This window comes from Pseudoalteromonas sp. AWH4_217 (assembly GCF_056161105.1).
This window is the reverse complement of the sequence record NZ_JBSWYM010000006.1, coordinates 169,405-194,463: the sequence shown is the minus strand read 5'-3', so window position 1 is coordinate 194,463 and position 25,059 is coordinate 169,405. Positions and strand designations below refer to the sequence as shown.

The following is a 25,059-nucleotide window of genomic DNA, read 5'->3' as shown; positions in this document are numbered from 1 at the left end:
AGAGGAAGCATATGCGTTTATTATGGGTCGATGACGAGAAAGACAATTTCTTTTTCGAAACCATGTTACTTGAGGAAGAAGGTTTTATTCTGGATTGGGCAACTACAATACCCGAGGCGGCAGAACTTCTCAATAAAAATCATTACAACGGTATATTACTTGATCAGCAAATCAAAGATGGCAGCCAGGCACTGGAACCCTCTCTTGTAGTTTGGATGGGCACAATTTTTATGTGCTGGCTTAAAAAAAGCAAGCCTAACTTAAATAACAGGCTAGAAGATATATTATTGAGATTTAGAAAAGAGCTCCCTGAGCCAAATGAAACAAATACAACGGCTCCAATCATGATAGTCTCCGGGTTCTATGACAATGATGTTCAAGACACAATCAATAAGATATCCGAGGGAAGTAGGTACAAGATAAAAAGAACCAACAAACCTCTCGAAGAGCAGGAGCTGCTTAATTTTGCTCTAAATTTAAAAAAAGTGGGCGTTAAAAAATGAGCATCAGCACACATAATATAGAGCTGTTAAAAAAGGCTCTAAAAAAGACGCTTCAAGAAAAGTTTTTGCAAGATTATTCCTGTTCAAATGTAGAAGAAGCTCTTGCAAAAGTGTTATGCCTACACATGAACAGTACCGTTGACAGCGACATATCTGGTTCAGCAGTGCTTTTTTCGCTACCTGGATTGAACATAAAATCAGGAGCTTACGCAAGTAAAAAAAAGTTCAAAGAAGCTGGCACAAGTAAACCCCATGTAAATAGAGCCCAGTCACAAGAGCAAGAGCAAGGTTTCAACGAGGTTAAAGAAAAAAAAGAGTTAAACGATCTAATTAGGAGTCATTTCGAGCAACTAGAGATAAAACCAAATGTAACTGAAAAAAGAGATTTAGAGAATGATGGTTCATTAACATTTTACTGGGAAGAAATTAAAGGGAAAGAAGAAAAAGCGATTTTAAGCTGCCTAATAACCTCTAACAATGAAAATCCAAAAAAAGGATTAACAGCACTCTTTCAGATGTTCACAAAAAAGAAATGCAACCTCGAATTAATATCAAAATTAAATACAAACACCGAATTAACAAGGACAATATGGATAGCATACAGATCAAAAAAGTGGCCAGAGATATCACCATTAATCACAAACCACATTGTAGAAAAATATAACACATCAGTTCCATGGAACATATCAGAGTTTAAAACTATAAACGACAAACTTAGAATCTGGTTAAATATGAAGTTCCCAGAAAGCTATTGGTTTGAATTCTGCATTCCAATATTACTCACCATTTGGAGACAATTATTAGTTGAACGATTTTTTTCTCTCGGCTCGGGATATAATAAAAAAACAAGCAAAGAGACACTTGTCAAAACGATCAGATTAATAAGCTCATCAGGGATAAGTTCTGTGGACAAAGATGACCAAAAGCAAAAACGATATAGAAACTTAGTTGGCCTTTTTCATCATACATTCCCGGAATTTCAAGGAGAACAAACTAAACCTCCCTACAAAACAGATAAGCACATCGAGCCATTATCTGTATGGCTTAAAATAAGAATGTCATCTAGTGACGTAGACTTTGCGCCAGAAAAAAATGTAACTTTACTCAAGAGAACGCGCCTGGGCCTAAGAGTTTATTTAAGACACATAGGAATAATAAAAAACACATGCACAAGAATCAGTTCATGTAAAAGGAAAGAAAGTTGCAATCAAGAAAATGCATGTAAGCCAAAAAAAATCCACCTAAAAAGAGGGTACCTGATGCTCTGGCTAGTGCATGAGATACTTAGTTCTATAGCTGGAGAAGAGAATAAATATAGGTTTATAAAACCGGAAAAAGATGCACTTTCATTTGTTATAACTGAGTCGGCAAGAACAATATTTTCGGACGGATATAAGTTTAGAAGTTTTCCTGTTGAGCTTGCAATGAGTATGCTAAGGCTAATAAAAGTGCATTGCCGAGAAAGTTTAGACTTAGCGATACCAGTTTCTCTTTTTAGAGAGTTAGAGAATAGCTTACATTCAAGTCAGTCTTCTGAAGATCTAAACTTTGCTCTGCAACATTGCCAACATATTATTGATGTGTATATGTTTGGTCAGTATTTATTAGTATCGGATCAAAGTGAAGTAACTAACCTTCATAAAACCTTCGCAATATCAGCCCTGTTTCAGGATCTGGGAAGGTTCAAGCAGAGAGAGTTGAACACCGAGTGCAATTGGCAAGAAATATACAGTGATTTTATTAATAACGGTCTTATCGAACCAAGAGAGCAGGAACCATTGACTCAGTTCTCGGATACGCCGTTACAAAAGCAAGGCGCAGCTAGTGCACAAGTATTACTGGAACATATCAACGAGCACAATCAGCTCCAGTCAAATGAGCAAAAGCAATTGGTAATTCGTGATCTCGTCAAACCTGCTGCAAGAGCCATATTATTTCACAATATGAGCAATTTACCAGATAGATACACTCGGAGAACAGAAAGCACATCAATGATGCTACTACTTTGTGATTTGATTTTACCTTGGCACCCTTCTTCCACACTGATAGAAAACCCCAGAGCAATTAAAGCCGAAGGTTTACTTTGCCATTTTAATAGTACATCAAATGCAATCAATGGTGACCTGGCAATAGACTACCAGCGCTCAGAATGGATCCAGCTTTCCGCTACTGAAAACCTGCCTACGTTATTGCAAGTTCTTAGATTGATACAGTCTGCAGGAAAACTACATCTGGAAGGAGCTCTTGGAAGCTGTAAAAGCGGCATAAAGCTTCTGTTCAGAGTGCCTGGCAGAGACCAACTACTGTATTCAATGCAGCAACTTAGCAATAGCTTTTACCATCAGATAAATGTCAACATAAGAGACTGGATTGGTGTTCAGCATGAGTTTTGGCAAAGGGTCGAAAGAAAGCTTGACCACGATTCTAGCTGCGAGAGCTGTGAGTCATCAGCATCACTTTGCAAATTGGTCACAGATGGTCTGATTGATCAGGCCGAGTTATCGCAATTCATTTGGATAGATACAGGGACTGCGCCTTTAGGTTACTTTGATGTTATGGCGTATGCAGCATTACCTGAGGTACGTGATTTTTTAAAGCAGTACCGACCTTTTTAATGGCAACCATAATAGCTAGGTGAGGAACTGATTATCACTCACCAAAGCTAGGTTCGCTAAGCACAACAGCCAAACGCTTTTGCTCATTCGTAGTAAACAATGCGTCTTTTAACGCTGTGATCTCACGCTGTGTAGACAATCCGTCTTGACTGGCGAGCAGCACATCGCGTTGTTGTTTATAGTCCGCTACCCGCTGCGCCCAGTCAGTTTGTGTCTGCCTTGCTTGCATCAGGCGCTCTGCCGCTTCATCTCCATATCTGGCGCTGAGCTGGTTATAATCCATGGTTTGCCAGCTTTGTTTTAGTGTGATCAGGGTTTGTGTTGCTACTATGGTCTCACGCTCTTCTTGTGGGAGCTGGCTGATGTGTGCATCAATGAGGCCGCGCCGTGCCTGCTCGCTGAGCGATTGGTCAGACAAAATTTGCCAGCGCTCCAGTGTCTGCGCATTCCAGCGGTTCTCATCTGCAAACCAGGCAGCGATCACCTCATCGGAAAAGTACTGACCCTGAAGCGTTTGCAGTGCCTCAAAACGCTCGTGAACAGTAAGCGTGTTTTCTACTTCTGTTAGCGCTTGCTTGTAGTTCATATAGTCATGCGCCAACGCTTGCAAACACAGTGGTAAACGATGCGTATAGTGCGCCCAGTTTTGCTCCAGCTGCTCGCTTTGCAAAGCTAAGATCCAGTCATCAAGCTGATGCTTGTGTGCTTTGGTGACTGCGCCGCAATGCACTGTCTGTGTTGACATCGCGGCAACAAGTTGCTGATCATACGCGTATGGCGTCTCAGTCACTGGGCGCGCAGAAGCGACGGCCACCTTGGTGGATGCTTTGTCAGCTTGCTGCATTGCCAAATACCACAGACACACACTGAGCCCGATACAACTGAGTGAAAGCAGACGCCAGTGCCTCATAGATTAAGACCTTTTAGACGACGAATATGCTGACGGTAAATCGTGAGCGGATCGGTCTCGAACAAATGGTGAACCCCGATTGTCTGGTTAACCTGATCCAGGTGATTCATCTTGAAGTCGTTGCCAATCACATAACCCAGGTTACTGGAGCAAGCCGAGACCAGGCCGTCATTGGCTTCGTCAAACACGCCAGAGAACAACAGCAGTGCATTATCAGCTGGGTCTAACAGATTGGTCCACGCCCGGCTGCCACTCCACGAAAAATAGTAGACGCCATTGTCGGCCAGCATATCACCCTGAGCGCAATAAGTAGCAGGCACCCCTTCCGGATACTTTTGATTAAACGCAACTGTGCCTTCTGTGGTCAGGGCCTCGAGTGCTTCAAGCGCATCTTTAGGGGCTGTAGGTTTACCCGACAATAAGTCAATTAGGCCAGCCAGACCATTGGCCAGTGACGCTAAAAACTGCTCAGAGAAGGATCCCTGGTCGACTCCACCGCGCACCACATCAGCGAAGCGACTGCCCCAGTTTACGCCGCCAATGCTGGTTACCGAGGCCACCCACTGAGGTTTTACCGAAGCGACATAACGAATGGTTTGCGCACCCTGACTGTGACCAATCAGGTTCACTTTGTCTTTACCTGTCAGGGCTCTGATCAGTGCAACCTGCTCAAGCAGTTGCTCACCTCGTAGCTCTGAATTATGTGCAGACGACACTTCAGCCACATAGACATTACCGCCTTCCTGACGAATAACCGAGGGCACGCGATAGAAGTAATCCACACCAAGCAGATTGTCGAAGCCAAACAGGCCATGAACCAGAACCACCGGATATTCCAGCTCATCACTACTGTGCGCAAATTGTGCAAAGAGTGACATGATACTAAGCAAAAGTGTCAGTGTTATTTTTTTCATTGAGTTGCTCCAAAAGTTACAATTTAGCAACAAAAAGGCTAGTCCAAAGTGGTAAGAGGTCAAGCCTCACCAGTTAAAAAACAAACGATTTTTTTGTAAAGCTGCAGAGAAAACAACTCCTGACAAACCTGTGAGAAATCACATTAAAAACGTATGCAGTTGATATAAATAGATATATTTATTTACAGACTTCTACATTGCAAATGTATGACTTCTGCTTTTATCCCGAGACAGAAGTTAGGGTATTTACGTAAAAAGTTAACAAAATTGATTTTGAACTGTGCGACTTTTGGGAAAATTAACTTTCATTGTGTCGATAGAATGCAAAGCACTTTTGGGCAAGACGCTCAAACGAGCTAGTTAGTTGTCTGAATCTCATTTTGTGTTTTTAGCCTAACCTGTCAGTTGAATACCCGCATTTAAAAACAGAGCACTTGGGGCTCAAGATGATTTTTTCCTGTTTTCATGTACCTGCAACTAAATAAGCTCTGCTCCGAGCCCTTTCAGCGGAAATTTCGCCACGCAGGTAAATAACAGAATTTAACCCAACGGCTCCTCATTCAGCGCCGTGTGCAGGCTGCTCACACCATCAAGTAGAAATCAACATGTTTTAGAGATCATGTAAAAATTTCACCATGTGTATTGATCAGGGACAAAAACATTGTTAATTTAAATTTGAAATTTAAACATTTACAAAACAATAAAAACATTAAATTAAAGGAATAACGATTATGACAGCCGTCATTAGAGGGATCGGTGTATGTGTCCCACCAAATATTGTTACCAACGATGATATTGCAAAAACACTTGATACCAGCGACCAGTGGATTCGTGAAAGGACGGGAATAGAGCGCCGTTATATGGTAGATGGCGAGATATCCACAATGGACCTAGCCATTAAAGCCGGGGTCAGAGCAATTGAATCGGCACAAACCAATAAAATAGACATGGTTATCGTTGCAACAACTTCTCCCGAAAGACTTTGCCCGGCAGTTGCCCCTGAAGTGGCTGACAAATTGGGACTTAAAGGAGTCGCTGCATACGATATCACGTCTGCTTGTGCCGGATTTGTTTATGGCATGGCAACCGCAAAGGGCTTTGTGGAGAGCGGCGTTGCCGATACGGTTTTGCTTATTGGCGCGGAAGCATTTACAAAGTTTGTTAACAAAGACGATAGGACCACTTGGCCAATTTTTGGCGATGGTGCCGGTGCCATGGTTATTGGCAATGGGGAGCCTGATGAACCAGGTGCGATTGGCCAATTTGATCTTGGTGCCGACGGCTCTCTCAGCGATGCATTATGCACACATGCCGGCGGTGCAAGGCAAAGGGTTAAGGACTCCTTGGGGCAACATGCACAAAGCCAAGCCTACTACCTCAGTATGAATGGCCGTGTCGTATACGAAAATGCGGTGTCACAAATGACCCAGTCTTCACTCAAAGCAGTCAGACAGAACGATTTGACCATCGATGAGTTGGACTGGATGATCGGACATCAAGCCAATATCCGAATTCTGCAAACAGTAGCGTATGAGTTAGACCTACCGGACTGTAAAGTAGCCAGCAACATTGCCGATCATGGCAATACGCTTACGGCCTCAATCCCATTGCTACTAAACGACTATGCACACAACAACCAACTAAAACCAGGTCAGAAACTTCTAATCACAGCATTTGGCGCAGGTTTCTCCTGGGGGTCTACGGTCGTGACCTGGCCGGATCTTAGAACCTATCCAAAAGAATGGAATTAATTCACTAATCATTTTTTCATCAACAAAAAAACAAGCGAGGCAATTATGTTTTCACTAAACGAACTTAAAACGATCATTGAAACTAGATTCAAAATGGATGTATCTAAAACTTCCGGAGATACTTCTCTTGAAGATATCGGCTTTGACTCTCTTTCTCAGCTGGATCTTGCTCAGGCGATCCATAAACAGCACGGCATTAAAATCAGCGATGATGATATGGAGTCCATCTCAACGCTAGATGATGTTGTTAACTATGTCAGCGGGAAACTGTCATGAACAATCAACCTGTGGTGATTACCGGTATGGGGATGATCACCCCAGCTGGTAACTCAGTTTCAGAAAACTGGGACAATATCATCAAAGGCGAAACCAAAGCGACTTTAGACCCAAGTCTCGAAGGTTGTCCGGTTAAACTAAGTTGCAGAGTCAGCAATGTCGATGAACTGGATATGGAAGTAGCCAAACCTTGGTTTTGGGACGACTATGCAAAGTTTGCCCAACTAGCAACTCTTGAAGCTCTGAGAGCGGCGGGATTGGACCACAAGAATTGGGAAGATCCGACACGCGTAGCGGTTTTAATCGGCTCTGGCGCCGGCGGTACACAGACATTGGAAGCGCAACATCGCGCTATGTTAGAAGGTGATTATGAAGATTTATCTCCTCTGACATTGCCAATGGGGTTATTAAATATGGCTGCCGGGCAAGTTGCTATTGAGGTAAATGCGCTCGGCCCGTGCTTTTCTCCCTGTAGTGCCTGCGCGTCAGGTGCTATGGCAATCGGGTTAGCTAAGTATCTAATTAACAACGACATTGCCGATGTAGTCATTGCGGGAGGAGCGGAAGCTGCCATTACTCCTTTCTATGTCTCTTCGTTTGCAAAAATGCGGACGCTGAGTTTAAACCCCGATCCTGCTACGGCGTCGCGCCCATTTGATAAAGAGCGAAACGGGTTTGTCATTGGGGAGGGAGCCGGTGTTCTAATCTTAGAATCTCAGGCACATGCGAGTAAAAGAAATGCCCCTGTCGCCGGTCATTTATTGGGGTATGGCTTTTCGGCCGACGCTCATCACGTAACAACACCTCACCCTGAAGGCGAAGGCGCATTTTTAGCGATGCAAGCGGCACTAAAAGATGGGCAATGCAACCCTTCTGATGTTGGTTACGTTAATGCGCACGGGACATCGACTAAAGGCAATGACGTTATTGAAAGTGAAGCGATACAAAGGCTGTTTGGTTCACAAGTACCGGTTAGCTCAACAAAAGGAGTCACAGGTCACTTGCTAGGCGCAGGTGGTGCTATCGAGGCTATTTATTGTCTCAAAGGGCTTCAAAGCGGCATTATTCCCGCCAGTGCTAACTTGAAAGAATTAGACCCAAATATCAACGTAAATGTAATTGCAGGTAACTCCATTGAGCAACAGTATCGCATAGCGCTATCGAATTCATTTGGTTTTGGAGGCCAAAACGCGGCGCTGTTGTTATCAATTTAATAAGGAAAATTATATGGAACTACAGACAAAAAAGGACTTGCAAAGCTTTATCTACAACCGAGTTTATGACTTGGATCATAAAGATCTGCAGGTTTTATTACGAGACAATATTTTCAAATACCAAAGTGGCCTTAATATGGCCGAGCTCGGTAAGCTATCATACAAAAGAAGTGAATTTATACACTCTAAAATTGAATCTCCTCTAGAAGTATTGGCAAACCCCTCCAGGCTATTTGCCCTTGCTGAGTGGGCAGGTTTGCTTGATGTATCTTGTTTCTCGATCATCATGGTTCACTATAACCTAACTATGGGTACATTCTATGACCATGCATTACATAACCAAGCGACCGCTGCAGAATTAGAAGAATTAGATAACCTGAGAGCTTTCGGTCCTTATATGGCCACTGAGCTAGGGTATGGAAATAATGTTGCCGCATTAAAAACGGAAGCGATCTATGACCATGATGAAAAGTGCTTCTTCCTTAACACACCTAACTGTCTGGCACAAAAATATATGTCTTACAGCGGCTTTTCAGACATACCTAAAATAGCCGTTGTAATGGCAAGATTAAAAATTAAAGAAAAAGACCATGGTGTGTTTCCCTTTGTTGTTCGCCTTTGCGACGAAAACGGATTACGTGACGGTATCCAGGCGATACCTTGCCCGGAAAAACCAGTTCAAGGTCTGGATAATGGACTCACTTCGTTTCACAACCTGAGGGTTGAGCGAGACCACGCTTTGTTGGGCGAGATCGCAACTATCTCAGAAGACGGGGAATTTGTTGCCAATATCAAGAATGTCCGAGCAAGATTTTTAAAGTCTATGTCGCGCATTATGCCTGGTCGCCTTTGTGTTTCGAGCGCTGCGCTTGGCGCAGGCAAAGCGAGCTGTTACATAGCCTTGAAATTTGCTCAATATCGTTTATCCAATGCGCCAGGCGCTAGCGATACGGCGATTATACATTTCCGACCATTCCAACGAGCGTTGTTTGTTAACTTGAGTAAAGTCTATGCCATGTCTGCTTTAACAAACGATGGTAAGACTCAATTCCTCGATAGTGATGGCAAAGTAGATAGTGACTTAACGACTCAAATTAATATCACTAAAGCCATTGTGACCTGGGAAATGGCTGATGTTGTCTCTAACTGCCGAGAACGTGTTGGCGCTCAGGGAATATTCTCTATAAATAAAATCACTGAATATATTTCCTTGCTGCAAGGCTTAGTAACGGCTGAGGGTGATAATCAAGTCCTAATTGCCACTGCGGCTGGGCAACTTGTCAATCAGTCTCCTGCTGCCCTTACCCATACTGGTAATGAGCGCCTGAATGAACTGTCTGTAGAGAACATCATTGCACTGTTAATCGCGAGAGAAAACCACTTGCATCAGAGCATCTCAGAGCACAAGCTAAACTCTGCCGGTAGTTTCTTTGATGAATGGAATGACAACGCAAATGATTCTATTAAGTTAGCACGCTTGAGAGGTTTTAGATTGGCGTTGCAAGCTCAGGCTAAATGGCAATGTGAATCTTCTGTAGCCCAATCACATTTGGAAACCTTAGGTCGCTTATTCGGGTTATCTGTTTTAAAAGAAGATTCAGCCTGGTATCTCAGTTGTGATCTGGTACAGAGTGACCTGATTCATGGTCTGGACAGGGAAATCGACAGGCTTTGCCAGCACCTGGCACCTCATATCAACACTCTCATTGACGCATTTGGCTATGACGAAGCACTTTTTGATGCCCCCATTTGCTACCCAGATTATGGCGAACAGTTTACTGCCAGATCTGAGCGCATGAATAGCGAAGGAAAGCATCATGAATAAACACTTATATAAATGCCCGGTGAGATGGTCTGATATGGATGTCTATGGGGTAGTAAATAATGTATCAATCATGCGTTTGCTCGAAGAGGCCAGAGTTGATTTCATTTGGGGGATCTCAAAAAAAAATGGCGATGCATTTTTCGATCAAGGCTCGGTAGTTGTGTCTCACTCTGTGAGATACCATGCTCCATTGGTTCACAAGCATGAGCCAGTAAACATAACAATGTGGGTGAGTGACATATCCGCTGCAACAGTAACCATTGCATATACCGTGCACGATGGTGATCGACTCTGTACTTCAGCTGAAACAACGATGGCACCTTATTGCTACGAAAAGTCACGACCTCGTTCATTAAGTGCAGCAGAAAGTGCATTTTTCGAGACCTACCTTCATCAGGACAGTGGTGTTACTTCATGAAGCTAGCAACCATTTTAAGCAAGGGTAGTCGCTACCCTTGCTTAGTTGACTGCAATGGTGATTTAAGAGATGTTTCGAGCATTATTGGTTCCTGGCACGGTGCAGCGGTATCACTTAGCGCACTCAACACCTTATTTTCTGATGTTAACTTAACCTCATTACCTAAGTTTAATGACCAGGAAGTCCAGTTCTTAGCACCAATACAGCCAAAACAGATCATTTCTATAGGGCTAAATTATAGAAAGCATGCTCAGGTCGCAGGCCTTCCTTTACCAAAGGAACCCATTATTTCTTGCAAAGCAATTGGCTCTGTATGTGGACCAACAGATCCTGTGTTAATCCCTGCACACGCCAATCACGTTGATTGGGAAGTTGAACTTGGTGTTGTCATCGGTGAAACCTGCCAGTTATTGGAGTCAGAGCAACAAGCACACAACGCGATACTAGGGTACTGTGTCGCCAATGACCTGTCAGACAGGCAATGGCTACTTGAACGCGAAGGTGAATGGATAAAAGGCAAATCTTTTCCAAGTTTTTGCCCTCTAGGGCCATACGTGGTGACTGCTGATTCCTTCACTTATCCGCTGGATCTAACGCTAACCTGTTACGTCAACGGTGTCTTGCGGCAACATGGAAGTACGACAGACATGGTCTTTACGCCTGCCTTTTTAGTACATTATGTCAGCCAGTTTATGACCTTGTACCCGGGTGATGTAATACTGACTGGAAGCCCGGATGGTATATCCCTTGGAAATGACAATATCCCCTACCTCAAGCCCGGAGACCGCGTTACAACACACATCAGTCAGCTGGGTTATCAAGAACAGCTTTGTCAACGTTACCTACAAAGTGAGGACATTTTAAATGAAGAATACACCATCTGACTTTGGCCTGACGATGACGCCCCATATGGTCACGATAGATTGGCATGAAGCTAACGGCTGGGGCAATATTCATCTTCAGAACTATCATGACCTGTCTCTGGCGCCACATGCTCAGTGTTTTCATTATGCACAAGGTGTATTTGAAGGGCTAAAAGCATATAGGCAAGTGAACAACGATGCTGCATTATTCAGAGCTTATGATCATGCTCGTCGTTTTCAATCTTCATGTGAACGATTAGCCATCCCTATTTTAGGTAAAGATGTGTTTGTTGAAGCGTTGCTTACGCTTCTTGAAGCAGATCTTCAATACCTTCCTGATATCAGGGAGGGGGCGCTCTATTTCAGACCCTTCATTATCGCAACTGAGCCATCATTAGGTTTCTATGGTCGTGCTAAAAGCTTTAAGTTTATTGTTATCGCTTGTCCCATGAGCAACTATTTTAGCTCAACCAACGCCATTAACATTATGGTTGAGTCCAATTACAGCCGTTCAGCTAAAGGTGGAACAGGCGCCGTTAAAGCGATTGGTAATTACGCCGGAACCATCCTCTCTCAGCAGCAGGCCAAAGAACAGAATTACCATCAGGTTCTGTGGCTAGATGCTAACGATAATAAGTATATTGAGGAGTTAAGCTCCTCAAATATTTTCTTTGTTTATAAAGACAAAGTTATAACACCTCGCCTAAGTGGCTCGATTCTACCCGGGATCACCAGAGATACCACCATCAGTCTTATACAGCAAAATAACTTTACCGTTGAAGAATCAAACATTGAGCTACAACAGCTTATTAACGATTGGTATAACGGCGATCTGTTAGAGGCCTTTGTCACTGGCACCACCGCGGGTATCACCTCAGTACAAAAAATTGATTATTTAGATCATAGCCTTAACTTTGAACAGTATTTGACCGCGCAAACGCTTGCTCAGAAGTTATCAGATATTCAAATATCAAACACAGCAAATAATCAGTCATGGTTAACCAAATTGAATTCTCATAAAAAATAAAACAATTAATTTCAAGGAATTAGATATGCGTAACAACAGTGAAAAAAAAGCGGCTTTCGTATCGGGAGGCTCCAGAGGTATAGGACGAGAAATCGTTCGTCACCTTGTCGCACAGGATTATAATGTTACATTCACGTATCGAAATAACCAAGAAGCCGCAGAGTCACTCATTCAGGAGTGCGATGGCTCTGTGCTCGGTGTGCGTAGTGATGCAGCAGATAAAGATAGCATTTGTTTGGCGATTGAACAGCACATTACGCAATTTGGAAGGTTAGATTATTTGATAAACAATGCGGGTATAAACAGAGATAAGGCTTTCAAATCACTATCTCACGAAGACTGGCAGCAAGTTATAGACACTAACCTAACAGGTACCTTTTTACACTGCCAACAGGCGATCAAATATCTCGTAGAAACACAAGGAAGCATTCTTAACATTGCGTCTGTATCCGGCTTGATAGGTGTAGCAGGCCAAGCAAATTATGCCGCTAGTAAAGCTGGTATATTAGGGCTCACTCGTTCGCTTGCTAAGGAGTATGCAGGCAGAGGTGTTAATGTTAATGCACTGGCCCCAGGTTTTATCGTAACGGATATGACAGAAAAACTTCACGAACGAGTAAAGGAGCAAGTACTGGACTCAATCCCGATGAAGCGATTTGGCAGTGCAAAAGACATTGCTGAAATTGTCACTTTCTTAGGCTCAAACTCTTGTAACTATATGACAGGACAAGTCATTCCTGTTGATGGTGGACTTTCAGTTTAAAAAGGAAAGATGATGATGAATCAAAATACATTAACGGTATTTGAAGCGCTAAAAAACCTTGGTATCGACTGTTCTATGGATGAGGAGCAACTCGTCAAGCATGGGCAAGATCAGTCACCTATTTCTACCGTGATCTCTCCTGATATAGTCGTATTCCCAAAGCATACGCAGCATGTGATGGATATAGTATCTATCGCCAATCAAATGAAAATGCCCATTGTGCCTTTCGGCGCAGGTACCTCAGTTGAGGGTCACGTGCTGGCAATTCATGGAGGAATTGCCATGAATATGACACACATGAACCAAATCCTCGAAATTTCTCCAGAGTCTCTTACAGCAAAAGTGCAACCTGGCGTCACCAGAAAACAGCTTGATCAGGCACTTGCAGCATATAATTTATGTTTTCCAATTGGTCCGGGAGTGAACGCGACGCTAGGAGGGATGTGCTCAACCGGTGCCAGTGGTACCAACGCTGTTAAGTATGGAACGATGAAAGAGAACGTGCTCGGCCTTGAAGTTGTAACAAGCGAAGGAAAGCTTGCCAAAACAGGCACCAAAGCGAGAAAAACAAGTGCTGGCTATGACTTAACCAGATTGATGATCGGCAGTGAGGGGACATTAGGTGTATTCACAGAAATGACTTTGAAGCTTTACCCGGTACCAGAGCAAATATCTGTCGCCATTTGTTCTTTCGAAAGTATCTCCGATGCAGTTAACTCCGTTATTAGCATTATTCAGAATAGTATTCCTATTGCGCGAGTAGAGCTGATGGATGGGCAAACGGTTTCTTTAGTGAATGATTATAGCCAACTTGAACTATCCGAAATTCCAAAGTTAATCTTGGAGTTTCATGGATCACCGCAGTATATCAGTGAGCAAGTTGAGAGGGTAAATTCAATCGTGTCTCAATTTGGTGGTTCCGAGTTTAACTGGGCAACAGAAGAAGAAGAAAGAAACAAACTATGGCAGGCAAGACACGATACATATTATGCCGCGATTGCATCAAAAGAGAATGCCCGATCAATTAGCACTGATACATGTGTTCCGATTGATAAACTGGCTGATTGCTTACTTGAGTCGATTAATGAGGTCAATGACTCTGGTCTCCCCTACTTTCTGGTAGGGCATGTTGGAGATGGTAACTTTCATTTCGGATATTTGATTGACCCGGATATTGAAGCAGAGAGGCAAACAGCTGAGGCATTAAACTCCAAACTCATTGAACGTGCAATTAAGTTTGAAGGGACATGTACAGGCGAGCATGGTGTTGGAATAAGAAAAATGCATTATCTGGAACAGGAACTGGGGGCCGAGTCCATTGACCTGATGCAAAAGATTAAACAAGCGCTCGATCCGAATAATATCCTCAATCCGGGAAAAGTTGTGCCGCTAAGTTCAGTACAGGAAGAAATGGAAGGTTAAATATGCACACATTGGTAAGTACACCATTTGATGAGTTACACCTGGGTAAAAAGGTCACTTTATACAAAAAAGTTACTGAATCCGATGTCGAGCTATTTGCACAGGTATCTGGCGATTGTAACCCGCTTCACCTTGATGAAACATTCGCTCAGCAAAGTGTTTTTAAAACCAGAGTTGCTCATGGCATGCTAAGTGGCGCGTTGATAAGTGCCGCGCTGGCAATGACAATGCCCGGACCCGGAAGTATTTATCTGGGCCAGGATTTGGCGTTTTTGGGCGCGGTGAAAATTGATGAAATTATACGTATAGAGCTGACAGTGCTAGAGAAAACAGGGATTAACAAAGTTCGTATCGAAACTAACATTTTCAATAGTGACAACAAAAAAGTTGTTGCCGGAAATGCTCAATCTTATGTCAGTTCAGAGCAACACACTATCGAAGTGAAAACCTTTCCATTTTCTTACACTGGTATAGTCTAATAGAAATGTCTTATGCAGGTTCAATAACACTTAAAAAGGAGTGAATTAGAATGCAAAAACAGGAAGGTTTTAGAGGAAACCTCGAAATGATTGCTTCGATGACCATCGCTGGGACCATAGGCTGGTTCGTTGTGATGTCAGAACAATCACCAGAAACGGCTGTTTTCTGGCGTTGTTTATTTGGGGCCACTTTCATGCTTTTAGTTTGTTCGTATAAAGGCATTTTTAAACAAGTTAAACTCAATAAGCAGTCACTCATATTGCTGACAGTTGGTGGTGTAGCTTTATCACTTAACTGGTTGTTTTTATTCAAATCTTTCTCACTGTCATCCATTGCAATTGCAACGATTACTTATCATATTGAGCCGTTTATTCTTGTCTTGCTTGGCGCTATCTTTTTTAAAGAGCATATTTCTACGGACAAAGTGTTGTGGTTAATATGTGCCTTCTTAGGAACCATATTTATCATTGTGGGAAAACAAGATGGAGGAGCCGCGCTCACTGATAAAGACACTTATTTGCAGGGCGTATTTTATGCGGTAATAGCCGCATCCTTCTATGCAATCGCGGCCATCACGGCCAAAAAACTAAAGCATCTTCCACCTCACATTATTGTTGCATTTCAACTGTTTATTGGTATTTTCGTGCTTCTTCCATTTACCCCTTTGGGAGATATTTCTGCCATTTCTGCCGTATCTTGGTCTTTTTTAGTTACGATAGGGATTATTCATACTGGACTGATGTGTTTGCTGTTATATAGTGCAATTCAGAAAATACCGACCGCTTTGGTGGGGGCGTTGTCTTTCATCTATCCAGTTGTTGCGGTTATCGTTGACTGGGCTGCATTCGATACACGTTTGTCGTTACTGCAATTAGCCGGAGCAAGTGCAATTTTGGTAGGTGCAGCGGGTGTCAACCTAAACTGGCGGATCACAAAGAAAAAGTTAGAAGAGAATCGAAATGAACTTGTTTAGCTCAAAATAACAAGTATTTGACCAGACAGTGTGCTTTTCAAAGCACGCTGTCCGAGTCTGAACTCATTCATTTTAAGTACCCCATAAAAATAGCCGATAAAACTCACCAATTATACTCTGAATGATAAACGCGACGGCGCTCATAGAATAGCAGGGCTAGATATACCTTAATATAAGGGTAACAACTGAAATCGCGGTGCTGTCAAAGCTATCTGGATTTGCTTAACAAGGCGGGAGCGTTATCAAAAGTGAGTAATAGGAGAGACCCTATTACTCACAATGATATTTATAGTTGTTTCAAGAAACGCTCAGCTGAAGCGAGCTCTCGTTTTTGTAAAGACAAGCAAGTGTTTAACCTGAGTTCCGCTGCAGGTAAGCTTTTGCTCATCCCAGGGAATGCCTCTACTTTCGCTTCATAGAAGGACTTAATATCTTCCAAGTCTTTCTCATGGCATTTTGGCATTGAAATATAAGGGAAGAAAGCGACTACATACGGTGGAACACGTTGTGCGACTTGCTCAAAGTTTTCAAAAATCCATTGGTTCAACTTTGCTTTTCGCTCTGGGCGATAACTTAATCCTCTCAGTACTGTAGGCGTGTCTGATGCCGTTAATTTACCAGTTAACAAGTAGCTTTGTACTTGAGACTGAAGATTCTGTTGATTGAAGTAACCAAGGGCAGATAATAATTTTACACGAACACTGGGAGTAGCAGTTTGTTCAATCGTTGATTTAAATTGATTGAGTAGTGCCTGATCGCCAAAGTAAGCCGCAATTTCAAGGTAAGTGTTAGTTAAATAAGGATCGACTTTACTGGGGTCTTTGAAGAACTGAGCTGTTTGCTTTTGTGCTTCAGCGATAATGTTAGGATCTTGCACTTCAAAAGCAGCCAGTCTGAATACCCTTGCTCTTAACTCGGAAACGGTGTCAGATTCCCCAACCTGTTTCTCGAAGCCATATCGCTTAATTGCGTCAGATACTTTTTGAGAAATTAAAGACCGCCACTGAGATTGATTTTTCTCAGTCTCGAAGGTGTGCATATTATTTACAATCTCTTTTAACGCACTGGCGGCAACCTTCGGATGGGCATCATCAGTGAATGCATTAAGAGAAGCAAGCAGTGTAAAGGCATTAACTTTACCTGCATCCATAAGTTGCTTGGTTGTTTCTATCAAAGAGAGCTTTTCACGCGTGTTTAACGCTTTATCTGCCTGTGTCAATACAGCTTGATACTGTGTTTCTGGCATGGACCACAGGTAGTAGCCAATAGCATTGTCATTTGGATACACCCAGGTAGGTTCAAAATCGAGTGTAACTGATTGAGTTTGCTTAGTTAACAATACTCTTTTGGTGGCTACATTCCCTTTGTTATCACCATACTTGATAGAGACCGGAACTTTCCAAAGTTGCTCTTTGGCTTGCTGACCTTTAGGTATAAATCGTGTCTGACTCAGCGTGATAGTTTTGCCTGACTGAGTGAAATCGATTAAAGGAAAAGAAGATTGAGAGACAAAAGAACCCAAGACGCCCGGGACATCTTTTTTAGAGACGGCCTCAAGTTCAGACCATAAATCTTTTGCTTCTGCATTTTTATAGGCGTATTTTTTAATGTAGTTCCGCATGCCTTGCTGAAAGACTTCATGGCCTATCCACTCTTCAACCATAGTAAGCACAGCACTGCCTTTAGAATAAGCAAGACCTAATCCATCCATAATATCGTCAGAGTTATTTATCGGCTTACGGATAGGCTTAGTGGTGACCATCGCATCTCTTAACATGGCATCATGCTGCGGCAACAATAAGTCACGCTCTAGCTCAGGGTATAGCTTGGTGACTATTTTTCCACCAACCCAGGTAGCGAATGCCTCATTCAGCCACATGTCATTCCACCATTTTAAGGTCACCAGGTTACCGTACCATTGATGCGCGAGTTCATGTGCAATAACGTATAAATGTGTATCAAACTCATCGCGAGATTGCGTAATGGGGTCAACAAGCAAAATTTCTTCGCGGTAGGTAATTAACCCTGCATTTTCCATTGCACCATAAGGAAATTCTGGTAAAGCAACTTGATCTAGCTTTTTATACGCATAAGGAATGTCAAAGTACTGCTCCAGTGCTTGAAGAATTTTGGGCGTTTCTTTAACCGCAGAGTCAGCAATGCCAATTTTTCCATGTGGTGTCACAATATTGCCCGGAACCGACATTTTTTCAACGGGCTTTTCCTCAAAAGGTCCTACAGCCAGAGCAACTAAGTAAGATGACAGGGGCGGAGTTTTATCAAAGTAGTGCGTTGTTTTCCCATTATTTGAACTGGTCTTAATCACAGGGGTGTTTGCATACACTTTTTGTGATGAAGGAGCGGTAATGGTGAGCTGAAAAGGAATTTTAAATTCAGGTTCATCAAATACAGGGAAGGCACGCCTTGCGTCACTCATCTGGAATTGTGTAAAGAGGTATGGTACGCCTCTATCCATTGACTTATATAGGCCAACGCTTTGACGGTTGTAGGGCGCATCGAATGCAATTTTTAGGGTGTATTTCCCTTTAGGGATCAGCGTGTCACAAGCGAGTTTCACTTTGCCTGTTTTCAACATCGTATCTTTTAGATCGCATTGCTTGTCGCCGAGTAGTTTGGCAAATTCAATCGCGTAATCGAGCCCGTTTAATTCAATAAATTGAGTCTCTTCTAAAACTTGAATATCAATGGCAGTATGCCCTGAAAAACGCTCTTTAGATGGGTCTACATCTAAACTAACATGCTGTTGTATTGGTTTGGCAACCTTGGCTAAGCGGTAGTCTTCGCTCATATTTGCTGAAGTAGCAAGAGAAAGAAAAATGGCAGTAGATAAAAGAGTGCGCTTGAACATTAATTATCCTTTTTTGTTGTTATACACAATTATCTACACAAGCGGTATGAAGTTAAAAGTCAATTCTTATCTTAAGATTCAAAATGGCGCCACCCGCCAAGCTCAAAAACACACTAACACACTGTTTTTAAATGGCTTTATAAAATTAAAGGTACAAAGGGAAGCTCCGACGTATACATAAATATTATGTAACAGAGTTTTTCAAAGTATTTTCAATAGAGTGTGTAACTTCACCCAACCTGGTACTGCCCGGTAATAAAACCATGCGACCTCAAGGTCTCCACCAGAGTTACAAAGTTATCCATTACAGATCTTTTTGAAGTGGCTGTTATTGTCACCTCCACTTGAACTCCCAGAAGCTGGTACCGTTCCACCTTAACCCTTTGAAAAATTGAAGAACGCTTTTTTCTCTTAATTTACAATATATATAACGAAAGACCCCTGACAGTCCTACTAATATCAATCCGATCATCATAGGTTCAAGGAAGCCTTCACACACCTTAGTCTCAGTATATTTACACCCTACTTGCTAACCACTATAAATAGCGTAAGAAATGTAGAAAAACGCCATACTGGCTAAAAATGAGCTATAGCAAAGCCGTCTAAAGATTTTGGCCACATTGATCATGTTATTTACCTAATCCCTTCACTCTGAAACCACGTGATTCTAATCTTCATCCCCTTTCTTAATTTTTATATTCTGATCCCAATCAGGTGGCAACTGCTCATCTTTATATATGTAAAAAATGACTTGTATAAAAGAGATTAAAATTAGGGCTAAAACCAATCCACTCAAACCGTATAGCCACCATTCAATCAACGCGAACGTTAGCAGCAATCCAGCATATAACACTCTTATTTTTTCTGCTCCAACAATAAAAACAGTTATCAGTGAGACGAAAACCAAAAACAAAGAACAATGCTTCAATATACTGAGTTTTTCCTGCCGTTCAGCAAGCTTAACCCTGAGCAAAGCCTCTCTTTTATTATACTTATCATCAATAAATTGCTGAGCTTGATCTTCTTCAAAAAACACTTGCTCTTCAAGCGACATCCCCAACTCTTCTTCTGCAACAAAGATATCGTTCACTGGCCTGTCTAGCATTTGCACTACAGTAAAAGAACCAGCGAGTAGTAGTAATAATAAAATCGTTTTAACTTTTAACATTCAACAGAACACCATTTGTTTTCTTCATTGCACTACTGTCAGCATACTCATACGCTGAAATAGGAAACACGGCAGCTTGATGCTTGGAACACAAGGCGAGTTTATCTTTTAGCTCGTATTCAAACGCTATGATTAAAATCGTACATTCAGATGTGAGGTAGTTGAAGTCGATAAGGTTCTGTAATACAAGAACACGCCCCTCCTAAGTTTGGATAAACAGACAACACAAAACAGAAGAGGTGCCAAGTATTCACTCAGAAACCATTCGCACAGAGTCAGGTTGGCTCGCTGCTTTTTGTGCTGTTGCGAACGGCCTTTAATCTGCTTGTGTCAACGCATAACAATCACGTTATCCGATAAGCTTACCCAACTCTTCTTTGCCATTGGCATAATCTTTCACCCTCAATCCAGTGAGTATTACCTAAAGGTAGACGGCGCTCATTCTGTACGCCAGTTTCAGGTGGCTGCTCTTATCCTTGCTTGATTGCGGTTACACTCGCGTTGCCCCGCTCTTCTCGTTGTTAAAACCACCATTTCTTCGCAATTCTGACCACTCTTCGAAAGATAAAGTAGTACCACCTTTTTATAAAAACGATAACCAGCTGATAAATATAGATTTTAAACTTGGTACGTTACTTGTTAGGTATGATGTTATCTTACATAATGACAAAGTATAACGGAACTATCATGTACAAAAACAACAGAGTCTTATTATCCACCTTATTCTGGTTTGGCACCTTACTGTGGTCGTCATTGGTAAAAGCTGAGCCGGTAGACAAGCTAATTAAGGCACTGATGAAGGACAGGCATATTCCGGGTTTACAGTTAGCAGTGATTAAAGACGATAAAATAGTTAAGCAAGGCAACTATGGCTTTGCAGACTTGCAACATCAGGTGCCTGTGACGGAAAAAACGATATTCCCAATTAATTCAATGACAAAAGCCTTTACTGGTGTTGCTATTGTGCAATTGGCAGAACAAGGTTTTCTCAACATTGATGACGAAATTGGCAAGCATTTACCCGATTTACCAGAAACATGGCAGTCACTGAAAATTAATCAGCTAATGGGGCACACTACGGGCTTACCTGAGATCCTGGCAGCTAACCGAGGCCTCGAAACACTTATACCTCACGATGCCGATGCATCCTGGCTGGAAGTCCAAAAACACCCGCTTCAATTTACGCCCAACTCACGTTTTAGTTATAACCAAACTGGTTATGTAATTTTGGGTAAGATCATTGATAAATACATCCCAGAAGGGTTTACCGCTTTCATTACAAGCATGCAGCTAGAACGCGCTAAGATGCCAAAAACTGCACAAGCAGGCTTCGACTACCTGGAACGTATGGTGCCAAACCAGACTCGCCAGTATATTCATTTAAGCGAAAATAATTATAAAAACTTTTACGGTGAGTTTCCGTACATTTTAAGAACCGCAGCGGGGATGAGCTCAACGGCAACAGAACTTGCCAACTACATTGTGTCCTTACAACAAGGTGAGTTGGTTAAAGATCTCAACCTCTTATGGACACCCGTTAAACTTAATAACGGACGTACTGAAGGGTTTAACAACAAAGAAAATGGATATGCAATGGGCTGGCAGGTGAACCAGCGAAAATACCACAGTGCAGTCAGCGCAAGCGGTGCGAACGCCGTTACCATGATCATATATCCAGAAGACAAGGTTTCAGTGGTAGTACTGACTAACCTATTAGGCAGCTTGCCCATTACTTTTGTCGACAAAATTGCCGCTTACTACATCCCGGGTTTCAACGATGAGCACAAGCAAATTGCCTACCAACCCATGACTTATTTAAAATCTCTGACAGATAAACAAGGGTTTAAAAACTTCGCCACTGTATTAGCAAAAGCGCAGCTAGACACAGGCGTAACATATGATTTGGAAATCCTGGTTGAATGGGGTAATAGTCTGGTTAAAAGTGGTCGAGTTGATGATGGCATTGCCGTTTTTGAATTCGCGCTGATGCAAAATAGTGAACAAGTTTACTACCACAGTAGTGTTGCTGAAGCCTATGAGCTAAACAAGCTATATGCACTGGCATTAAAGCACTATCAGCAAATACTTGAGATAAACCCACACAGTGCGTATGCCAAGAATAAAGTCACTGCTATCAAGGGCTATTTATAACCCAGGCATTTTTTACAGGTCCGTAAAAGGCAGGGCCCACTACATATTTTGCCGCCGTGGAAGATACGCGCAACATGAGCTTGAATGAGTGGCGATATAGCCCCGCCACTCATTTTGGCTATAACCGTATAACAGCGGCCAGCCGCTTTCTAATTATTGGGTGCGTTGTTGTTTGATAAAATTCCGTTAGCTTCTCAATATTCTCTTTGGATAGCGCATAGTCTGCCCGTTCATACACTCTTATAAATGCATCGATGGCATTAACATCAGACGTACCTGCCAGACTGGCAATGACCTGATCCTGATACGCTTCGTTGTGTGCAAGCGATTTAATCGCATTTCGCCTGACTTGAGTATCCACGTGGTGCAAATAGTCAGGTAGCTTTTCGATCAGGGCTGGATTTTTGCTATTCGCAACCGCGAGTATGGCCGTTGACAGTTGGTGAGGCTCTGTCAGTTTACGACTCAGGAAACGCGCTACCTGCTGAGATTGCTGCGGTGAAAACTTGCTCATTGTGCCAATACTGAGCAGTGCCACATCGGCAAGCGCCTGCTCGGCAGTATCGTCTGCAACTGATTGCAAACTTGCAAATGCGACATTAGATGCATCTTCTATTCGCCCAAGCGCCATCGCGACTTTCTGCAATGATGACTGGCTAAGATCGCGCTCCGTCAGCAGATCAGCAAGCGTTTGCTCAGCCTCCAATGTCTGCGCTTTTTGCAATGAGTAAATCAGTGCTGAGCTCAGGTCTGCGTGTTCCTTCAGGTACGCTTTTAGAGTGCCGTAATCATAATTTTCCAACATAAACTGACCTATCGCTTTTGCTAAAGCGGGATCTAAAGAGTCAGCCAATTGTTCCAGCTGCTTCAGAAAGTTTTCAGCGGTGATCACAACAAGAGCCGATTGATTATCCGGTGAAATAATGCCTTTATTATGAAAGGCGTCCCAGTTCGTTTGACCTGTATGCATATGCTCGATAGGCAGGATAGTGACCGTCTGTATGACTTCATACTGTTGAGTACCCTGGTGCAAAATTTGTTGATTGCTATAGTCCAGCTTTTTCAGATTGGGCTGATTTGCTACCCTGTTATCTGAGGGTTTTAAGGTAAGTCCCCAACTTTCTTGCTCCTGTTGATCTTGCTGTCTTTGTTGTTCAATTTTTACCCGACTTATTGTATTACCACTCTTTTGAAAACGATATGTGCTCTTACCCAACGCATCTGTAAACGTCAGTGGCTCTGTTAGTGAATAACTCATTAAATCGAGCACTTTAGGCAATACCCACAATGGGTGCGCTTGAGTCAGCCCGAGCATATCTGATTGGGTAAATTGTTGCCCGTTATAAGAAAAGTAAAAAGGCAGCTGCTGGGGCATCGGCTGTATTTTGCTGTCAGAAATAAACTCAATATCCGTTAACAATGCGGGCGATACTGAAGTGGGATCGGCATTGGGATAAAAGTACATTTTCCAGGATAAATCCGAATGCGCAAACGCAGTGCCTTTCTCGCTCAGTACCGCAGATTGAATAACGACCTGATAACCTGAAGTCTGTACCTCACCTAAGGTATTTTTAATATCACCAGTTCCGAGCGAATCAACTTCTGAATGCTCATTAACACGCTGGTATGTCCCACTGAATACAAAAAACACGATCCCCAACAGACTTAAGAAAGCCAGTGTAATAAATATTCTTTTCATAACGCAATCTCGACGTGGTGGCCTAGTTCAGGCCACCCTTAACAACGGTTTATAAATTTTCCCAAACAGGGCTCGCGTACTCGTAAAGGACGGTTTCACGCTGGTACAACGGATCCCATTTCATTACATCTACGTTAAATTGCAGCAGCCCCCAGAGCTTTTTGCAGTAAGCCTGAATTTTGCCGTCTCCACCTGTCAATTTAGTGCTTACCTTTAACTCCAAAAAGCCTTGCTCTATCACCGCCTCGTCTTCAACGATACGGCGCACACCAGCCTCTACATATCCTTTGCCTTTTACTTTAAGCAGATTAACCTTACCTTTTACGCCGGCCTCTGATATGCCGTGACCGAACGAACCATAAGCGGAACTAGATACAACACCACCAACAAATGGCTCTACAGATGCATAGATATAATCTGGACGTCTGACGCCTCCGGCTTCGAAAGGCACTTCATTTCCATGCCCACCAATTACTCCACCTACTGTGAATTCAGCACCAGCTTCGATACCCGCACCAAACTTCACGCCAAGCTTTAGCAAGCCCAACGGGTCTAGTGGCAATTCCACTTTAGGCTTAACCGGTTCAGGGATCAGATCAAAGTAGTACTCAACGGGGTAGGTGATCGAAGCATCCAACAAATCATCGCAGTTTGGTTTAATACTCGCGACAGTGTCATCTCCAACTGTGAAGTTGAAGCTCATGCCCTGAGTACAATCAAGCTTGCTGGGATTAAATGAAAACTCCAGCTCACCAACCGACATCTTAAAATCACGATTGTGCAGCTTTAACCAGTTCCCTGCTTGATAAAACCCCTGTGTTGCCCCATTCTCAACCTTATCAACATACATCCAGCCTTGTTGATCTCGATATTGATGAGACTGGCCGATTACCCGATTCTTCTGAATGGTCCGGGCGTTACGTTCAACATAACCCGGGTCTTTGTACAGATACGCCTCCGCTGCCGGAGATAGTGTGGTTGCACAGAGCATGCCCAACAGTGCAGCAAATTTAAACTTCATAAGTTCCTCATTAATTTATTAGTATTTTCGAATTTCATTTCTACAGATGTTGCGCAACGGGAACAAAATAACCCACAATCTTTACATTTATTTTTCAAATTTACCTTTTAATGGGAAATGAGGTGTTTGTATATATGATGTGCAAAAAAACTAGCACTATAGTGCCACACTTGTTTTCTTTTGAATTTATTAGAGTT

General features: G+C 42.6%; 20 protein-coding genes. 14 read left to right on the top strand and 6 right to left on the bottom strand.

What is annotated here, in order from left to right:
- Positions 1–11 precede the first annotated feature (11 nt).
- Complete coding sequence (locus ACXAH1_RS09240; RefSeq protein ID WP_475196208.1) at positions 12–503, top strand: hypothetical protein; 492 nt, start codon at positions 12–14, stop codon at positions 501–503.
- Positions 500–3,118, top strand: a complete 2,619-nt coding sequence (locus ACXAH1_RS09235) for a hypothetical protein (RefSeq protein ID WP_475196206.1) — start codon at positions 500–502, stop codon at positions 3,116–3,118. Before ACXAH1_RS09240 ends, ACXAH1_RS09235 begins: the two co-directional genes overlap by 4 nt.
- A gap of 34 nt (positions 3,119–3,152) precedes the next feature.
- On the opposite strand, the gene ACXAH1_RS09230 is transcribed toward ACXAH1_RS09235, so the two are convergent.
- The gene (locus ACXAH1_RS09230) at positions 3,153–4,028 is read right to left on the bottom strand and encodes a lipase secretion chaperone (protein ID WP_475196205.1); all 876 of its coding nucleotides are present in this window, start codon (positions 4,026–4,028) and stop codon (positions 3,153–3,155) included.
- Entirely contained in the window at positions 4,025–4,942 is a 918-nt protein-coding gene (locus ACXAH1_RS09225; protein WP_475196204.1) for an esterase/lipase family protein, read from the bottom strand. Before ACXAH1_RS09225 ends, ACXAH1_RS09230 begins: the two co-directional genes overlap by 4 nt.
- Positions 4,943–5,673: 731 nt before the next feature.
- Here ACXAH1_RS09225 and ACXAH1_RS09220 point away from each other — a divergent pair.
- Genes ACXAH1_RS09220 through ACXAH1_RS09170 form a run of 11 tightly spaced genes read left to right on the top strand, consistent with a single transcriptional unit; the run spans position 5,674 to position 15,954 of the window.
- Complete coding sequence (locus ACXAH1_RS09220) at positions 5,674–6,693, top strand: beta-ketoacyl-ACP synthase III (protein ID WP_475196202.1); 1,020 nt, start codon at positions 5,674–5,676, stop codon at positions 6,691–6,693.
- Between the two features lie 45 nt (positions 6,694–6,738).
- Positions 6,739–6,969, top strand: coding sequence for an acyl carrier protein (locus ACXAH1_RS09215; RefSeq protein ID WP_017219259.1), 231 nt, complete (start codon positions 6,739–6,741; stop codon positions 6,967–6,969).
- On the top strand, positions 6,966–8,183 hold the full coding sequence (locus ACXAH1_RS09210) for a beta-ketoacyl-[acyl-carrier-protein] synthase family protein (RefSeq protein ID WP_475196201.1): 1,218 nt from the start codon (positions 6,966–6,968) through the stop codon (positions 8,181–8,183). The genes ACXAH1_RS09215 and ACXAH1_RS09210 overlap by 4 nt, the downstream gene beginning before the upstream one ends.
- Positions 8,184–8,196: 13 nt before the next feature.
- Positions 8,197–10,008: an acyl-CoA dehydrogenase family protein gene (locus tag ACXAH1_RS09205; protein WP_475196199.1), complete on the top strand. Its 1,812-nt coding sequence runs from the start codon at positions 8,197–8,199 to the stop codon at positions 10,006–10,008.
- Positions 10,001–10,426 carry an acyl-CoA thioesterase gene (locus tag ACXAH1_RS09200; protein WP_475196198.1) on the top strand — a complete coding sequence of 142 codons (426 nt, stop codon included), beginning with the start codon at positions 10,001–10,003 and terminating at the stop codon, positions 10,424–10,426. The genes ACXAH1_RS09205 and ACXAH1_RS09200 overlap by 8 nt, the downstream gene beginning before the upstream one ends.
- Positions 10,423–11,310 carry a fumarylacetoacetate hydrolase family protein gene (locus ACXAH1_RS09195; protein WP_475196196.1) on the top strand — a complete coding sequence of 296 codons (888 nt, stop codon included), beginning with the start codon at positions 10,423–10,425 and terminating at the stop codon, positions 11,308–11,310. Before ACXAH1_RS09200 ends, ACXAH1_RS09195 begins: the two co-directional genes overlap by 4 nt.
- Entirely contained in the window at positions 11,291–12,316 is a 1,026-nt protein-coding gene (locus tag ACXAH1_RS09190) for a branched-chain amino acid aminotransferase (protein WP_475196194.1), read from the top strand. Before ACXAH1_RS09195 ends, ACXAH1_RS09190 begins: the two co-directional genes overlap by 20 nt.
- A 25-nt stretch (positions 12,317–12,341) precedes the next feature.
- Complete coding sequence (locus ACXAH1_RS09185; RefSeq protein ID WP_475196193.1) at positions 12,342–13,079, top strand: 3-oxoacyl-ACP reductase family protein; 738 nt, start codon at positions 12,342–12,344, stop codon at positions 13,077–13,079.
- Positions 13,080–13,088: 9 nt separating this feature from the next.
- Positions 13,089–14,501, top strand: coding sequence for an FAD-binding oxidoreductase (locus ACXAH1_RS09180; RefSeq protein ID WP_475196191.1), 1,413 nt, complete (start codon positions 13,089–13,091; stop codon positions 14,499–14,501).
- Between the two features lie 2 nt (positions 14,502–14,503).
- Positions 14,504–14,980, top strand: coding sequence for a MaoC family dehydratase (locus ACXAH1_RS09175; protein ID WP_475196190.1), 477 nt, complete (start codon positions 14,504–14,506; stop codon positions 14,978–14,980).
- A 50-nt stretch (positions 14,981–15,030) separates the two neighbouring features.
- The gene (locus ACXAH1_RS09170) at positions 15,031–15,954 is read left to right on the top strand and encodes a DMT family transporter (RefSeq protein WP_475196188.1); all 924 of its coding nucleotides are present in this window, start codon (positions 15,031–15,033) and stop codon (positions 15,952–15,954) included.
- A 286-nt stretch (positions 15,955–16,240) separates the two neighbouring features.
- On the opposite strand, the gene ACXAH1_RS09165 is transcribed toward ACXAH1_RS09170, so the two are convergent.
- Complete coding sequence (locus tag ACXAH1_RS09165; RefSeq protein WP_475196187.1) at positions 16,241–18,823, bottom strand: M1 family metallopeptidase; 2,583 nt, start codon at positions 18,821–18,823, stop codon at positions 16,241–16,243.
- 667 nt (positions 18,824–19,490) lie between these two features.
- On the bottom strand, positions 19,491–19,991 hold the full coding sequence (locus ACXAH1_RS09160; RefSeq protein ID WP_475196185.1) for a hypothetical protein: 501 nt from the start codon (positions 19,989–19,991) through the stop codon (positions 19,491–19,493).
- A gap of 687 nt (positions 19,992–20,678) precedes the next feature.
- Here ACXAH1_RS09160 and ACXAH1_RS09155 point away from each other — a divergent pair.
- On the top strand, positions 20,679–22,142 hold the full coding sequence (locus ACXAH1_RS09155) for a serine hydrolase domain-containing protein (RefSeq protein ID WP_475196184.1): 1,464 nt from the start codon (positions 20,679–20,681) through the stop codon (positions 22,140–22,142).
- A gap of 118 nt (positions 22,143–22,260) precedes the next feature.
- Here the strand turns inward: ACXAH1_RS09155 and ACXAH1_RS09150 are convergent, their stop codons facing one another.
- The gene (locus tag ACXAH1_RS09150; protein WP_475196183.1) at positions 22,261–23,841 is read right to left on the bottom strand and encodes a HEAT repeat domain-containing protein; all 1,581 of its coding nucleotides are present in this window, start codon (positions 23,839–23,841) and stop codon (positions 22,261–22,263) included.
- 49 nt (positions 23,842–23,890) lie between these two features.
- Positions 23,891–24,862 carry a hypothetical protein gene (locus ACXAH1_RS09145; protein ID WP_475196182.1) on the bottom strand — a complete coding sequence of 324 codons (972 nt, stop codon included), beginning with the start codon at positions 24,860–24,862 and terminating at the stop codon, positions 23,891–23,893.
- Positions 24,863–25,059 lie beyond the last annotated feature (197 nt).

What these genes read in the sequence shown, in the direction of transcription:
- ACXAH1_RS09235 (WP_475196206.1), top strand. Translation starts at nt 500, where the DNA reads ATGAGCATCAGCACACATAATATAGAGCTGTTAAAAAAGGCTCTAAAA.
- ACXAH1_RS09240 (WP_475196208.1), top strand. Translation starts at nt 12, where the DNA reads ATGCGTTTATTATGGGTCGATGACGAGAAAGACAATTTCTTTTTCGAA.
- ACXAH1_RS09150 (WP_475196183.1), bottom strand. Translation starts at nt 23,841, where the DNA reads ATGAAAAGAATATTTATTACACTGGCTTTCTTAAGTCTGTTGGGGATC.
- ACXAH1_RS09205 (WP_475196199.1), top strand. Translation starts at nt 8,197, where the DNA reads ATGGAACTACAGACAAAAAAGGACTTGCAAAGCTTTATCTACAACCGA.
- ACXAH1_RS09230 (WP_475196205.1), bottom strand. Translation starts at nt 4,028, where the DNA reads ATGAGGCACTGGCGTCTGCTTTCACTCAGTTGTATCGGGCTCAGTGTG.
- ACXAH1_RS09180 (WP_475196191.1), top strand. Translation starts at nt 13,089, where the DNA reads ATGATGATGAATCAAAATACATTAACGGTATTTGAAGCGCTAAAAAAC.
- ACXAH1_RS09175 (WP_475196190.1), top strand. Translation starts at nt 14,504, where the DNA reads ATGCACACATTGGTAAGTACACCATTTGATGAGTTACACCTGGGTAAA.
- ACXAH1_RS09210 (WP_475196201.1), top strand. Translation starts at nt 6,966, where the DNA reads ATGAACAATCAACCTGTGGTGATTACCGGTATGGGGATGATCACCCCA.
- ACXAH1_RS09195 (WP_475196196.1), top strand. Translation starts at nt 10,423, where the DNA reads ATGAAGCTAGCAACCATTTTAAGCAAGGGTAGTCGCTACCCTTGCTTA.
- ACXAH1_RS09215 (WP_017219259.1), top strand. Translation starts at nt 6,739, where the DNA reads ATGTTTTCACTAAACGAACTTAAAACGATCATTGAAACTAGATTCAAA.
- ACXAH1_RS09160 (WP_475196185.1), bottom strand. Translation starts at nt 19,991, where the DNA reads ATGTTAAAAGTTAAAACGATTTTATTATTACTACTACTCGCTGGTTCT.
- ACXAH1_RS09155 (WP_475196184.1), top strand. Translation starts at nt 20,679, where the DNA reads ATGTACAAAAACAACAGAGTCTTATTATCCACCTTATTCTGGTTTGGC.
- ACXAH1_RS09200 (WP_475196198.1), top strand. Translation starts at nt 10,001, where the DNA reads ATGAATAAACACTTATATAAATGCCCGGTGAGATGGTCTGATATGGAT.
- ACXAH1_RS09185 (WP_475196193.1), top strand. Translation starts at nt 12,342, where the DNA reads ATGCGTAACAACAGTGAAAAAAAAGCGGCTTTCGTATCGGGAGGCTCC.
- ACXAH1_RS09145 (WP_475196182.1), bottom strand. Translation starts at nt 24,862, where the DNA reads ATGAAGTTTAAATTTGCTGCACTGTTGGGCATGCTCTGTGCAACCACA.
- ACXAH1_RS09225 (WP_475196204.1), bottom strand. Translation starts at nt 4,942, where the DNA reads ATGAAAAAAATAACACTGACACTTTTGCTTAGTATCATGTCACTCTTT.
- ACXAH1_RS09190 (WP_475196194.1), top strand. Translation starts at nt 11,291, where the DNA reads ATGAAGAATACACCATCTGACTTTGGCCTGACGATGACGCCCCATATG.
- ACXAH1_RS09165 (WP_475196187.1), bottom strand. Translation starts at nt 18,823, where the DNA reads ATGTTCAAGCGCACTCTTTTATCTACTGCCATTTTTCTTTCTCTTGCT.
- ACXAH1_RS09170 (WP_475196188.1), top strand. Translation starts at nt 15,031, where the DNA reads ATGCAAAAACAGGAAGGTTTTAGAGGAAACCTCGAAATGATTGCTTCG.
- ACXAH1_RS09220 (WP_475196202.1), top strand. Translation starts at nt 5,674, where the DNA reads ATGACAGCCGTCATTAGAGGGATCGGTGTATGTGTCCCACCAAATATT.